At 40.0% G+C, this 14315-nt stretch carries 12 protein-coding genes; 4 read left to right on the top strand and 8 right to left on the bottom strand.

What is annotated here, in order from left to right; translation table 11 throughout:
- Nucleotides 1-837: 837 nt before the first annotated feature.
- Together paaG and ACG9ZL_RS12680 are read right to left on the bottom strand one after the other, a co-directional pair.
- Entirely contained in the window at nt 838-1626 is a 789-nt protein-coding gene (gene paaG, locus ACG9ZL_RS12685; protein ID WP_419360274.1) for a 2-(1,2-epoxy-1,2-dihydrophenyl)acetyl-CoA isomerase PaaG, read from the bottom strand.
- A 41-nt stretch (nt 1627-1667) separates the two neighbouring features.
- Nucleotides 1668-3470 carry an acyl-CoA dehydrogenase C-terminal domain-containing protein gene (locus ACG9ZL_RS12680; RefSeq protein ID WP_419360273.1) on the bottom strand — a complete coding sequence of 601 codons (1803 nt, stop codon included), beginning with the start codon at nt 3468-3470 and terminating at the stop codon, nt 1668-1670.
- 331 nt (nt 3471-3801) lie between these two features.
- Between ACG9ZL_RS12680 and ACG9ZL_RS12675 the strand changes: the two genes are divergently transcribed.
- On the top strand, nt 3802-4236 hold the full coding sequence (locus ACG9ZL_RS12675) for a PaaI family thioesterase (RefSeq protein ID WP_419360271.1): 435 nt from the start codon (nt 3802-3804) through the stop codon (nt 4234-4236).
- 113 nt (nt 4237-4349) lie between these two features.
- Here ACG9ZL_RS12675 and ACG9ZL_RS12670 read toward each other — a convergent pair whose 3' ends face one another.
- From ACG9ZL_RS12670 to ACG9ZL_RS12645, 6 genes are read right to left on the bottom strand one after another with little or no spacing between them, the layout of a single operon-like run.
- On the bottom strand, nt 4350-5558 hold the full coding sequence (locus ACG9ZL_RS12670; RefSeq protein ID WP_419360269.1) for an MFS transporter: 1209 nt from the start codon (nt 5556-5558) through the stop codon (nt 4350-4352).
- 18 nt (nt 5559-5576) lie between these two features.
- Nucleotides 5577-6893: an outer membrane trimeric porin-like protein DcaP gene (gene dcaP, locus ACG9ZL_RS12665; protein ID WP_419360267.1), complete on the bottom strand. Its 1317-nt coding sequence runs from the start codon at nt 6891-6893 to the stop codon at nt 5577-5579.
- A 41-nt stretch (nt 6894-6934) separates the two neighbouring features.
- On the bottom strand, nt 6935-7588 hold the full coding sequence (locus ACG9ZL_RS12660) for a 3-oxoacid CoA-transferase subunit B (RefSeq protein ID WP_336954794.1): 654 nt from the start codon (nt 7586-7588) through the stop codon (nt 6935-6937).
- Entirely contained in the window at nt 7588-8256 is a 669-nt protein-coding gene (locus ACG9ZL_RS12655) for a 3-oxoacid CoA-transferase subunit A (RefSeq protein ID WP_004721455.1), read from the bottom strand. The genes ACG9ZL_RS12660 and ACG9ZL_RS12655 overlap by 1 nt, the downstream gene beginning before the upstream one ends.
- A gap of 47 nt (nt 8257-8303) precedes the next feature.
- Nucleotides 8304-9599, bottom strand: coding sequence for an MFS transporter (locus ACG9ZL_RS12650; RefSeq protein ID WP_419329228.1), 1296 nt, complete (start codon nt 9597-9599; stop codon nt 8304-8306).
- Between the two features lie 57 nt (nt 9600-9656).
- Nucleotides 9657-10811 carry an acyl-CoA dehydrogenase family protein gene (locus tag ACG9ZL_RS12645; protein WP_419360265.1) on the bottom strand — a complete coding sequence of 385 codons (1155 nt, stop codon included), beginning with the start codon at nt 10809-10811 and terminating at the stop codon, nt 9657-9659.
- A 312-nt stretch (nt 10812-11123) separates the two neighbouring features.
- On the opposite strand from ACG9ZL_RS12645, the gene ACG9ZL_RS12640 reads away from it, so the two are divergent.
- From ACG9ZL_RS12640 to ACG9ZL_RS12630, 3 genes are all read left to right on the top strand, one after another.
- Nucleotides 11124-11912, top strand: coding sequence for an enoyl-CoA hydratase (locus ACG9ZL_RS12640; RefSeq protein WP_419360263.1), 789 nt, complete (start codon nt 11124-11126; stop codon nt 11910-11912).
- 29 nt (nt 11913-11941) lie between these two features.
- Nucleotides 11942-12703 carry an SDR family oxidoreductase gene (locus tag ACG9ZL_RS12635; RefSeq protein ID WP_419360261.1) on the top strand — a complete coding sequence of 254 codons (762 nt, stop codon included), beginning with the start codon at nt 11942-11944 and terminating at the stop codon, nt 12701-12703.
- Nucleotides 12704-12791: 88 nt separating this feature from the next.
- Nucleotides 12792-14315 carry a 3-hydroxyacyl-CoA dehydrogenase gene (locus tag ACG9ZL_RS12630; RefSeq protein ID WP_419360260.1) on the top strand — a complete coding sequence of 508 codons (1524 nt, stop codon included), beginning with the start codon at nt 12792-12794 and terminating at the stop codon, nt 14313-14315.

Raw genomic sequence — 14315 nt, 5'->3', positions numbered from 1 at the left:
ACCTTATCAGGCAAATTATAAGGCATGAATCCTTAAATAATTTGCTTGACAGTTAAGACGGTATCTTTTCATCTCTGAAAAGTGAGGCATCGCCTACGCAAAGGGATTTAAACTTTGAATATAAGGTGTGGCATTGCAATATTTTATAATCAAACAATTATATTTTTGTGTCTGAGTTTTGACAGCTTGACCATACATCAAATTGCCCATTAGCTTTTAGATTGTTCGAAAATTCGAATAGACATGCCTAGTTTCATATCATTATTCTTCTACTAAAAACAGTTATCGTTGTCTTATTCGCTACTTTAATCATTAAGTCGCCCAAATAAGGGAAGTATTATGCTCAACAATAAAATAAAGTTAAAACAAATGTGGTAAAGCAATTTCAGTACAACGAATGAAAAATATAAACAATCGCTAATTCATATGGTGACCCAACATGCGAACTTTCTATACGATTCTCATCGGTATAATGCTACTCCTTGCAATTCTTTTTATAAGTCGAATATTACGTGGTCGCTTTAACCAGACATTATTTTTTATTCTGTTCATCTTGATTTGGTTTGTAGCAATGAGCTGGAATATGTATATGGGCATACAAGCAGGATATGCGGTTAAAGAAGAATTCTTAATATTTTTACTTAATTTTGGTATTCCTTCTCTTCTCGCGACTTACTTCATATATAAAAAATAAAAGCTCTATTTAGCTTGCTAAGGTTAAAAACCAGCATGTAAATAACGATCAAAACTAGTGATTACTTATTTTAAAGCACTCTCCAAAAAGAGTGCTTTTTTTGTTAATTTTTACTGGTTAAACATGATTAGGCATAGATTTGATCAATTAAAATTAGCTTTCCTTTTTTCGATAAAGGCCGCAACACCCTCTTTATAATTGTCTGATTGTCCAGCAATACGCTGTAACTCTCGTTCCAACTGTAACTGTTCAGCCAAAGTATTTTGCGAGGCAGTATTTAAGGCCTTTTTAATTAGCGAAATCGAACTGCTTGGTTGCTCTGCCAAACGTTCCGCCAATTCAATCACGCTTTGGTCAAAAGCATCATCTTCATAGACCTCCCAAATAAGCCCCCAACTCAAGGCTTTCTGGGCAGATAACTTATCCCCGAACATGGTCAAACCTTTGGCTCGGGCAAGCCCCACCAGATGTGGCAAATTCCACGTCCCACCTGCATCTGGGATTAAACCGACTTTGCAAAAAGATTGTATAAACGTAGCAGATTGCTTGGCCACAACAATATCGCAAGCCAAAGCCAAGTTCGCCCCTGCACCAGCCGCTACGCCATTGATCGCAGCCACAACAGGTTTAGTCATATTGGAAATTTTAATGACTAACGGATTATAAAATTTTTCTAAGGCAGCACCTGCATCATAATCAGCTGCACTTATCACCTCTTTATTTCTCGTTCTTAAATCCTGACCTGCACAGAAGCCCTTACCTGAACCAGAGATTACAATGGCTTTAATCTCAGTAGAAACCGCCCACAGGTCTAAAATTGCAGCAATTTCACGATGCATTTGCTCATTAAAACTATTGAGCACCTCGGGACGGTTTAAGGTTAAATAGCCCACCCGATTTTCCTGACGAATCAAAATATGTTGAAAATCCATTTATTTTTACTCATTTAAATAAAAAAACATCCTGACCCTGCTTAAAAAGAAAAGTCATCTTGTTCTAATTCCATTACCGCTTCAGCACCCGATGCGATAGAAGCCGCATGGCTTTGGGTACGGTGTAATAATTTTTGAAAGAAAAATTTTGCTGTGGTTAATTTAGCCTGATAAAATTTTTCGTCCGGTGTTGCTTGACTTAACTTTTCATCTGCTACTTGCGCCATACGTGCCCAAAGATAAGCAAACACGACATAGCTAGAGAAATACAGATAATCAACTGAAACAGCGCCAATTTCTTCTGGGTTTTGCTGTGCTTTTTTGGCAACACTGTCTGTAATTGACAGCCACTGTTGCTTGAGTTCCGCCAGTTTTTCCAGATAAGCTGCCAATACGGTATTTGATTGGTTGGCTGCAATAAACTGCTCAATTAAATCAGTCATATTTTTTAATAGTTTGCCATCCGACTTGAGCACCTTACGTGCCAGCAAATCTAAAGACTGAATCTCTGTGGTTCCCTCATACAAGGTTGAGATACGGGCATCACGAACAATTTGCTCCATGCCATGTTCAACAATAAATCCATGCCCACCAAAAATTTGTACGCCGTGTTTTGCCGCTTCATTGCCTGATTCAGTTAAAAAAGCTTTGGCAATCGGGGTTAAAAATGCCAACAATTCATCTGAGATTTTCTGTTGTTCAGGATCATTGGACGTTTCAACAATATCAACATGCTGAGCCAGAAAATATGCCAGTGCTCGACCACCTTCAGAAAAGGCTTTTTGCGTCATTAACATCGAACGCACAGCTGGATGCACAATAATCGGATCAGCATTTTTATCTGGGTATTTTGCGCCTGATAAAGCACGCATCGCCAACCGTTCTTTGGCATAACTCAGCGCACCTTGAAATGAAATCTCCGAAGCCGCCAACCCTTGTACAGCTGTTCCAATGCGTGCTGTATTCATAAAGGTAAACATACAATTTAGCCCACGGTTTTCAGGTCCAATTAAATAGCCCTTGGCCCCATCAAAATTTAAAACACAAGTTGCATTACCATGAATTCCCATCTTATGTTCGATCGCACTACAGATAACATTATTACGATCTTGGCAATCACCTGCATCATCGAGGTTAAATTTAGGCACGATAAACAGTGAAATTCCTTTAGTCCCCGTTGGTGCTTGTGGTAATCGGGCTAAAACAATATGAATAATATTTTCTGACAGATCATGTTCCCCAGCAGAAATGAAGATTTTCTCGCCAGTAATTGCATAACTTCCATCAGGGTTTGGTTCGGCCTTGGTGCGGATCAAACCTAAATCTGAACCCGCATGTGACTCAGTTAGACACATTGTCCCTGTCCAAACGCCACTAATCAGTTTACTTAAAAATTGTTGCTTCTGTTCTGCTGTACCATGATGTTCAATGGTACGCATTGCACCATGCGATAAGCCAGGATACATCGCCCAAGCCCAGTTAGAACCACACAGCATTTCTGAGATTGCAATACGCAATAATGTGGGTAAACCTTGACCGCCATATTCAGGATCTGCTGTGAGTGAGGTAAAACCCAATTCCGTATATTTATGATATGCCTGCTTAAATCCCGCTGGGGTTGTGACGACACCTTGATTTAAGTGACAACCTTCCTGGTCACCATTTTGATTGATGGGTGCAAGCTCATTTTCACAAAAGTCTGCTGCGGCATCTAAATATTGATTGATCAATTCACGACTAACCGTTTCCTGATATTTTGGTAGTTTTTGGTAGTTTTCTTCTGTTTGCAACATTTCATGCAGTACAAATTGCATATCACGCAGTGGTGCTTTGTATAAAGGCATAGTGTTTCCCTTTCAATTCTTCTGCCGATGATGCAGATAGAGATGATTTCCCTTAGATGACAATTTTATTTTACGATTGTTTAAAAATATCAAATAAATTTCTTATTGCAAAATTTATTTTCATTTTAATCAACTAATTTTATTCAAAAATACCGCCAAAAACATGACAAAACGACACACAAAGCTGTATTTTAACAAAAAATATTCAATTAAACCAAAATCCAAGCATAATATTTGATTAAAAAAATAATTTTGTATAGCAAAATATTATTTCGTAAAATTAATTTTTATAGTATGGTAATTAGATCGCTTAACACTCCAAGGATGATTTATGGATAACCCTCAATACACAGGTCTTGAGTTCTTAACGGCTTTAAAAAATGGTGAAATTTCAGCATCACCTATGGCGCAAACCATTCCTATGCAGTTAATCGAAGTTTCTAAAGGCAAAGCGACGTACAAGGTTACACCAAATCAAGCGCATCGAAATATACAAGGAACAATCCATGGTGGTTTTTGTGCGACTGCTTTAGATACTGCAACGGGAAGTGCAGCGCATACCTTGCTGGAACATGGCGTTGGTTATGGCACGATTGATCTCAATGTGAAAATGATTCGCCCAATGCAAATCGATACCACCTACTACGCACAAGCTGAACTGATTAATGCTGGACGTAATATCGTCACCACAGAAGGTAAAATTGTGGATGATAATGGCAAAATTTATGCTTTTGCGACAGCAACACTGATGATCATACGAAAGTAATAAAAAGTCTAAGCCCGCCAAGGGCTTAGGGTCTGTTGATATTTCATAAATAGCTTGTGTTGTAAGCTAAAATTGAGCACTGCTTTGTTTACAACACAAGGTGCAGCGTGGGATCAATCTTTTATCACTGTTTTCTTCATTACATAAAAATCTATTCGGTCAATTATAAAACTTAGAATTGCCATGGCTAAACCCACAGCCACACAGACACTCCATCCCCAGTGTTTCCATGTGTAGACCGCAACCAAAGAACCCAGCGCAGCACCACCAAAATACAGTGTCATATAAATAGAATTAATCCGAGAACGTGCTTGTGTTGAAATTCGATAGACCAGATTTTGGTTAAGTACATGAAAGGCCGATAAACCAAAATAAGCCAAAATCACACCTCCTGCATAAGCCAGCAAAGACTGCTGAGCAAAAAATAGTGGAATCCATGCAAGTACCAAAAACCACATACAAATCAGTGCAACTTTATTTTCCAATCCTTTGGCAATTTGTTTCCCAGCCCACGGGGTTGCAAACACACCAGCCAAACCAACTATGCCAAATAAACCAATTTGGAAATCATTAAAATGATAAGGTGCATTGGCAAGAATAAACGTCATGGTGGTAAAGATCAGCGCCAATATACCAAAGCCGATCCCACCTGCCAAACCGCGGCGGATTAAATGTGGCTGATCAACGGCCAATGTAAACAATGAACGATAAATTTGCATTACTGTTAATTGATGAGATTTTCGAGCAACGGGTAATTTGAGCCACATCACTACTGCAAAAGCTAAAATCACAATACCACTGAGTAAATACACCGCATGCCATGACCAAACGGTTGAAAGTAAGCCTGCGATTGATCTAGCCAAAAGAATGCCTAAAAACAAGCCACTCATCAGTGTTCCGACAATTTGCGGGCTTTTTTGAGGGCTCGCCAAACCAGCAGCAAATGGCACCAAGACTTGTGTTGTAATCGAAAAGAAGGTCGCTAAAAAGGTAAAACCATACAATACGGGTAAAGTTTGACTTAAAGAAAGTCCGATCTGGGCAAAACCCGTACAGCACATCAACAAACAAATATAGCTACGCTTTTCAAAAAAATCACCAAGCGGCACCAAGATAAATAGACCAACTGCATAAGAGAGTTGGCCGATCACAATTGTTAAAGCGACTTGCTCTGCATTGACCTGTAAGGCTTCTGCAATAGAATAAATCAAAGGCTGGTTATAATAGTTCGAACCTGCACAAATCCCACATGCCATTGCCATGATGAAAATAAAGCTTTTTGACAAGATATGCGTTGTGTCAGGTTGAACTATTTTTTCCATTGCGAAGCTCACCTTATTTTAGAATTTGTACATCGACACAAAGTTAATCCGAGAGACATCTGCTGTTCTTCCATCAAACACTTCACGCTTACCTTGATGATATTCCATACCAATATCAATTTGCTCAGCAGGTGAATAAAACAGGTTGGCAGCATAATCCGTTAAACGCTTATTTGCATCAGGATTGAGTTTTGCATAAGCTGAATCATCATCAAAATCAAAAATCGATGCAGATAAATTTGCACGCCATTGCGGATTAAATTTATATGAATAGCCAATATTTAAGCTATTAAGTTTGTTCATCAACAAATCTGTTTTTTGTGCATTTAAAGAAAAATCACCTGCCGCATTCAAACTGGTTGCATTTGCCAAGCCAGTTTGTGTGGTATATGGCATGAATTTTTGATCACCCACGATATATTGATAATTCGCCTGTACAGATTGTGCTGGGCTCAGTTGGTATTTTAAACCAGCACCTGCTCCCCAACTGACCTTTTTAACCGTATCTTTCGCAACATCCACTGATTTTTCATTGACAAAACCTTGAGCCAAAGCCGTTAAGGCACCTGCTTTTACGGTATATCGACCTGTCAATGTCGGGAATGCTGAAACCCGTGATCCAGTGTATTCCAAGGCAACTTTTAAATCACTCTTGCTATTTATTTTCCAGTCATAGCGCACTTGAGGTGTACGGGTATAAGAGGTTCCCATAAACTGAGTATAATCGACAGACTCTGTTCGTGTTTCCATATTGGACATCAATGACCAGGTTTGACCGAAAGTCCAATCTTTATAAGTAAAGAAAGCATGACGAATACGGAATTTACCATCGCCCGTACCCATATTGGCACTGTCAAAGAAATCGGCTTCAATATTTCCTGTTACAGCCTTATCTGGACTGTTGAAATACACTCCGATTCGACTGGCATTGATCATGGCATCTGAACGGGCATGATCGGAACGTTTGTCATTTTCAAATGGAGTCCGATTTAAGCTATTGGTGGTTCTTCCTCCCGAATCTGGTGAGGACTTAAAATCAACTGCAGCATCAAGTCGAGCTATTCCATAGACTTTAACATTGTCTGTCCATGTCACCCACGAAGGTGCAATTGGTTTCGCTGTTTCAAGTGCTTTATTTTTTTCTACATTTTCTTCAATTTTTGCTTGTTTGACCTGCAAATTATTTTGTGACAGCTTTTGAGATTCGAGTTCTGCTTTGAGTTTTTGCAGCTCTGTCTCTAACAAATTAATCCGTTGCTCTGCTGTCACTGGTGAATTTGCAAAAATAGTCCCTGAAGCCACAGCGCAAGCTGTAGCTAAAATTAATTTTTTCATCTTTTAATCCTTAAAGAAGCTTTTTTCCCTACGCTTATAAACTAAGCGTCTCGTACATCTATCAATGGGCAGTCCGTTACTGCCTGTAATTCATCAAAACTCAGTCCCGAAACCATTTCAGTGACATAGGCTTTGTGATCTTTTAATTCAATAATGCATAAATCGGTATAAATACGATCTACACACTGTTCCCCTGTAAGGGGATAACTCAGTACATCGACAATTTTAGCTTCGCCCTTTTTGGTGACATGCTCCATATAGACATAAATTGACTTGGCTCCCACCGCTAAATCCATTGCCCCCCCTACAGCAGGAACATCATCTGCTTTGCCAGTATGCCAATTGGCTAAATCGCCATTCACTGCGACCTGAAAAGCACCAATCACACAGATATCCAGATGCCCACCACGCATAATGTCAAAGGAATCTCCATGATGCATAAAGCAACCACCATCCAGCAAAGTCACTAACTCTTTCCCAGCATTGACCAAGTCCTCATCTTCTTCACCTGCTTTGGGTGGCGGGCCAAAGGCCAAAACCCCATTTTCTGAGTGTAGAAAGATTTCTTTATCTGGAGGTAAATACTTCGCAACATTGGTGGGTAAACCGATACCTAAATTGACATAAGCTCCTTCGGGAATATCCTGAGCAATCAACTGAGCGATATCTTCACGAGAACGTTTTTGAATTGACATTAGATATCTCCTACTTTGACAACATGTTGTACAAAAATCCCTGGGGTGATAATGCACTCAGGATCAAGGCTTCCTAGATCTACCGTATGATTCACTTGAACAATGGTTGTTTTCGCCGCTTTTGCCATAATCGGGCCAAAGTTCCGTGCTGCCTTACGATAAGTCAAATTCCCCCAACGATCAGCTTGATCTGCATAAATCAAAGCAAAGTCAGCTTCAAGCGGATACTCAAGCACGTAGTTTCGACCGTTAATGGTTCTGGTTTCTTTGCCTTCTGCGACTTTTGTGCCATAGCCTGTCGGTGTAAATATTGCACCTAGACCAGCACCCGCCGCTTGAATACGACAGGCTAAGTTGCCCTGTGGAACCAGTTCTAATTCAATCTTTCCTGCTCGATATAAGTCTTGAAATACAGTCGAACCCGCTGACTTTGGAAAGGAACTGATCATTTTTCTGACACAACCTGCAATGATCAGCTTGGTCAAACCACGATCACCAGAGGCAGCATTGTTATTGACAATGGTCAGCTCTTTTTTACCTAAATCGATTAAGGCTTCAATCAGTTCCGCAGGCTGACCTGTCACACCAAAACCACTGGTCATGATGGTTGCGCCATCAGGAATTGCCTTTAAAATCGGTTCAATGTCACTGGTGATTTTATTTATCATTTCGCTTGTCCCTTTTCATCCTTAAATTGACGTGACAGGTCAAATTGTCACTCTGCCTTTTGCGGGTTAAATAGTCGGTCTTTAATAAATAACAATGGAATTACACCGCATATAAAGTACGCCCCAGCCATCACCAACAGTCCTAAACCAATCGAACCATGTTGTGATAAATAACCGATGGTTAATGGAGAGAAAATTGAAAGTACTTTACCGATGTTATACGCACCGCCGACCGCCGAGCCTCGAATTGAGGTTGGAAAACTTTCAGTCATATACGTGGCATTGATTGCATATGGTATGCCGTATAGAAAACCAAAGAACAGCATGAGCCATAAAATATTGGCAGGCGTGTTAAGGTAAACAATCACGGGAATAAATAAAGCTGTACCAATTGTGCCGAATGCAAATACAGCACGGCGACCTAATTTATCCGCAATAATCCCAGCAATAATTTTGGCAAACATCATGATTAAGAAAGTGCCGACCATATACATCGCCATTTCTTTAAACTTGATTCCTAGATCAGATTCCAAATAGGCTGGCAGCCAGTTACTCACACCGTAATAACCAAATTGCAAAGCACCGGTACTTAAAATCCACAGCACAAACATGGTGCCGTGTTTCTTATCTTTCAAAATTTCCCAATACGGGTTCTGACGTTTAACAGGCTGTGCATTGTGTGGTGTTGCAACGACTTTTAACTGACGTGCTTTTTTCCATGACTCAGGCTCAGGTACGATAAAATGCATGAGTACTGATAAAATAATCGGGGTAATTGCAAGCCAATATAGGAAACGCCAGCCATGTTCAGGAATAATATGACCTGCCAATAAAGTCGCAAGTAAAGACCCCAAGGTATAACCCGTCATCAGTGTTGCCAACACTGTAGAACGATGTTTGGTCGGCACCATTTCAGACATTAAAATATTACAGGCAATATAAAGTGCGCCTAAGCCCATTGCACCGAATGTTCTTAAAATCGCAAATTGCATATATGAATGAGTAAAACCCAATGCACAGGTCAGAACAGAAGAAAAAGCAATAAAGAATACAATCACGCGTACTCGGCCAAAGCGATCACAAGCCCATCCACCGACCAAACCTCCCACGGCGGAACCTAACAGTGTCAAACTACCTAATGTTCCTGCTTGTACACCGCTCAAGTGAAACTCAGCCTTTAAACTGGTCAAACTTAATGCTAAAAAACCCAAATCTGCGCCATCACAGAGCAAAGTAAAAAATGCAAAGATAAAGGCCGTAATCCAAATCTTTTTGGGTGTCTGAATCACCTCTCCAGCACCACTATTTCCGCTATTATTTTGTGTAACTGTTTCCGTTGTCATGTCCATATCCTCAGAAGGAATATGAGGCATCCCCTGCCTCATGGCATCTAATTGTTATTAGGCTGTAGCATCCCTAATCATGTTTTTTGCGATAATCAGTTGTTGAACTTGTGTGGTTCCTTCATATAAACGGAACAAACGCACATCACGATAAAAACGTTCAATGGCATATTCACTGATATAACCAGCACCACCGTGGATTTGTACGCAACGATCTGCAACCCGACCACACATTTCAGTGGCAAACATTTTTGAACAAGATGCTTCTGTACTAATGTTTTCGCCATTATCACGGCGACGTGCAGCATCGAGCACCATACATTTTGCCGCGTAAATCTCAGCTTTTGAGTCTGCCAGCATGGCTTGGATCAATTGAAAATTAGCAATTGGCTGACCAAATTGTTTACGCTCAATGGCATAGTGAAGTGCGTCATTTAACATCCGTTCAGCCACACCGACACTATATGCACCAATATGTAAACGACCTTTATCTAAAACCTTCATTGCGGTTTTAAAACCAATACCTTCAATCCCACCAATCAATGCTGATGCTGGAATGCGGCAGTTTTCAAAAATCACATCACAAGTATGAGAACCTTTTTGTCCCATCTTTTGATCGATTTTTCCCAAACTAATCCCAGGCGTATTGGCTTCAACTAAAAATGCAGAAATACCACTGGCACCTTTAATATCAGGATTGGTCCGTGCCATCACGGTAAAAGTAGCAGCATGTGGTGCATTGGTAATAAAGCGTTTGGTTCCATTTAAAACGTAAAAATCACCATCCTTGACTGCACTGGTTTTTAAAGATGCAGCATCTGAACCTGCCTCAGGTTCGGTTAAGCAAAATGAACCAATAATTTCACCGCTGGCATAACGAGGAAGATATTTTTGTTTTTGTTCTTGTGTTCCATCAATCAAAATCGCACTTGAACCAATACCATTATTGGTACCAATCAGTGAACGGAATGCCGGTGAAGTTTGTCCAAGTTCAAATGCAACATTCACCTCCTCTTCCATGGTGATTCCCAATCCGCCATATTCTTCTGGAATGGTTAACCCAAATAAACCTAACTCACGCATTTGTTGCACGATATCCTCAGGAATTTTGTCCTGCTCGGCAACCTCATGTTCACGTGGAATCAATTCATTTTTTACAAAGTCACGAATTGTTGTGAGCAACTGTTGCAACATTCCTTCATCACGGATCATCTATGATCTCCCTTCTTTTGTAGCTTCATTGCATCCATCAGCTATTCCAGCTGGGTAATGGATACCCTGTTTTAAATCTTGTTTACTGCGAATGTGTTTCATAGTACGAGATTAAAAACACAAATTTCAAGCTTTTTTGAAAATTAATTTCGTTAAACGAAATTTAATAATCTACCAATATTAAATATCAATCACTTAGAAAAATATATTAAAGATAAAGTGTCACGAGGAATAAAAAATACTTGAAATAAATTTCAAAACACGCATTATTAAAGAAATATAGTTTTGATCTGCGAAACAAGGAATCAAAAAATGAGTGAAATAACAGGGAACAGTTTCATTGAAGTTGACTATTCTGTTCAGAAAGTAGCGATCGTAAAGATTAATCGTCCAGAGGCTAAAAATGCCTTAAATACACAAGTCCGTAAGCAACTGGCTCAAGTGTTCACTGAATTAAGTTTTAATGACCAAATCCATGCCATTGTGCTCACAGGTGGTGAGGAAGTTTTTGCGGCAGGTGCAGACTTAAAAGAAATGGCAAGCGCAACCTCCACAGAAATGTTGCTACGTCATACAGAACGTTATTGGAATGCAATTGCGCAATGTCCTAAACCCGTGATAGCTGCTGTAAATGGTTATGCACTGGGTGGCGGTTGTGAACTTGCCATGCATAGCGACATTATTATTGCGGGTAAAGGGGCAACTTTTGGTCAACCTGAAATTAAAGTCGGTTTAATGCCTGGCGCAGGTGGAACCCAACGTCTTTTCCGTGCAGTGGGTAAATTTCACGCGATGCGTATGATCATGACGGGTGTAATGGTCAAAGCAGAAGAAGCATATAGCATTGGACTGGTTTCCCAAGTTACTGAAGATGACCAGACCATCTCAACCGCTATTCAAATGGCGCAAAATCTGGCAAAAATGCCACCAATTGCCCTACAACAAATCAAAGAAGTTGCATTAATGAGCGAAGATGTTCCATTAAATGCAGGTTTGGCATTGGAGCGTAAATCATTTCAATTGTTGTTTTCAACAGAAGATAAAAATGAAGGCATTCAAGCGTTTATTGAAAAACGAAAACCATCATATCAAGGCAAATAAGTTTAATCGATAACAACAATGGAATAGAAATGGCTAGAAAAGTATTGATTAGTGCAGGCGGTTCAGGAATTGGACGATGTATTGCAGAAGCATTCTTAGCGCATCACGATGAAGTTTTCGTTTGTGATATCAATGCAGAAAGCTTAGCGCAATTCCAAAAGGCCTATCCTGCACTACATATTTATGCATGTGATTTAGCTAACCATGATGAAATCAAATCTATGTTTAGTGATGCCATCAGTAAACTGGGGCATATTGATGTTCTGGTCAATAATACAGGGATTTCTGGCCCAACCATTGCAGCAGAAGAATTGAGTTTCGCCGATTGGAGTGCGGTATTAAACCTTAATTTAAATAGTACCTTTGCTATCACCCAACTCGCCATCCCCTTTTTAAAACAGTCGGAAGCAGGCGTCATTATCAATATGTCATCGATCGCTGGACGTTTGGGCTATCCATATCGTTTGGCTTACGCGACCTCTAAATGGGGATTAATTGGTTTTACCAAAACATTGTCGATGGAACTTGGTGCAGACAATATTCGAGTCAATGCCATACTTCCAGGTGCAGTGGATGGGGAACGTGTTCAACGGGTGTTACAAGCACGTGCAGATGTCGCTCAAACTTCTTTGGATGCCATTACGCAAAATGCACTTAAAAATCAATCGCTCAAATTTTTTGTCAATCCAAAGCATATTGCCGATTTGTGTATATTTTTAGCCTCGGAAAGCGGTTGCTCTATTTCTGGACAAATTTTACCGATTGATGGTGATAAACAATGTCTGAGTTAACCCACCAGACTGTACTGGTTTATTTCGTTTCTATTTTTTCCGTCTCTAATTTTTCGTTTAATCTGGATCAGTTATCAGGATGATCGACATGACTTATGATATTCAAAGCATGGCTGTAATTGGTGTTGGTATTATGGGCAGCGGTATTGCTCAAATTGCCGCACAATCAGGTCATACCACCTATTTATATGACACCAAAGAAGGTGCTGCGCTACAGGCCAAAGAAAAGCTGGCAGCAACTTTTCAAAAGCTGGTCGATAAAAATAAAATCAGCGCTGAACAGGCGGAAAATGCCAACAAACATTTGATCGTTGCAGCGCAACTTGAAGATTTAAAAGCCTGCGACTTGATTGTGGAAGCGATTATTGAGCGTTTAGATATCAAACAAGCGTTGATGCAACAACTCGGAGAGATCGTTTCAGACACCACTATTTTAGCCTCAAATACTTCATCGCTTTCAATCACAGCCATTGCAGCAAACTGTAAAAAACCACAACGTGTAGTCGGTTTCCATTTTTTTAATCCGGTACCACTGATGAAAGTTGTGGAAGTGATCCAAGGATTAAAAACGGATCCACGTATTGTAGATGCATTAAATGAGCTATCACGTGCATTTGGTCATCGACCTGTTGTTGCCAAAGATACCCCAGGATTTATTATTAATCATGCGGGGCGCGCCTATGGCACCGAAGCGTTAAAAATCTTAAATGAAAACGTCTGTGACATCAGTGAAATTGACCGCATTTTAAGAGATGGTGTTGGTTTTAGAATGGGACCATTCGAACTCATGGATTTAACAGGACTGGATGTATCACATCCTGTAATGGAGTCGATTTATCATCAATACTATGAAGAAGCCCGTTACAAGCCCAATCCATTGACCAAACAAATGCTTGAAGCCAAACAACTTGGGCGTAAAGTTAATCAAGGCTTTTACCACTATGAAACAGGCACAAAAACAGGTGAAAAACCCGCACAGTTTGTTGAGCGTTTAACAGACTATCCAAAAGTTTGGATTGCAGCTGATTTTGCTGAAGATAAACAACAACTGGAAGATTATTTAATCCAGCAAAATATTGTCTTAGATACAGGTTTAGAACCATTACCTGAGAGTTTATGTTTACTCGCTTGCTACGGTGAAGATACCACCCAAGCAGCGACACGTTTAAAAGTCAATCCACAACAAGCTGTTGGCATAGATATGCTATATGGCATAAGCAAACATAGAACGTTAATGCCGTCACTGGCGACAAGCACTGAATATCGTCAAGCAGCCCACTCTATGTTTAATTTAGATGGTGCTATGGTCAGCATGATCGCTGAAAGTATTGGCTTCGTGGCACAACGTGTTTTAGCCATGGTGATTAATTTAGGTTGTGATATTGCACAACAAAATATTGCCAGTGTCGATGATATCAATGCCGCAGTCCGTTTAGGTTTAGGCTATCCATTTGGCCCTATTGAATGGGGTGATCATATCGGTAGCCAAAAAATCTTACTCATTCTCAATCGTATCTCAACACTGACCTATGACCCACGTTATCGCCCTAGCCCATGGTTACAACGTCGTGTCGCATTAAATTTACCGCTTACTTTTAATTCTGGATTTTGA

The sequence above is a fragment of the Acinetobacter legionensis genome, from assembly GCF_048551735.1.
Classification (GTDB): Bacteria; Pseudomonadota; Gammaproteobacteria; order Pseudomonadales; family Moraxellaceae; genus Acinetobacter.
This window is presented reverse-complemented; position numbering and strand designations above follow the sequence as displayed.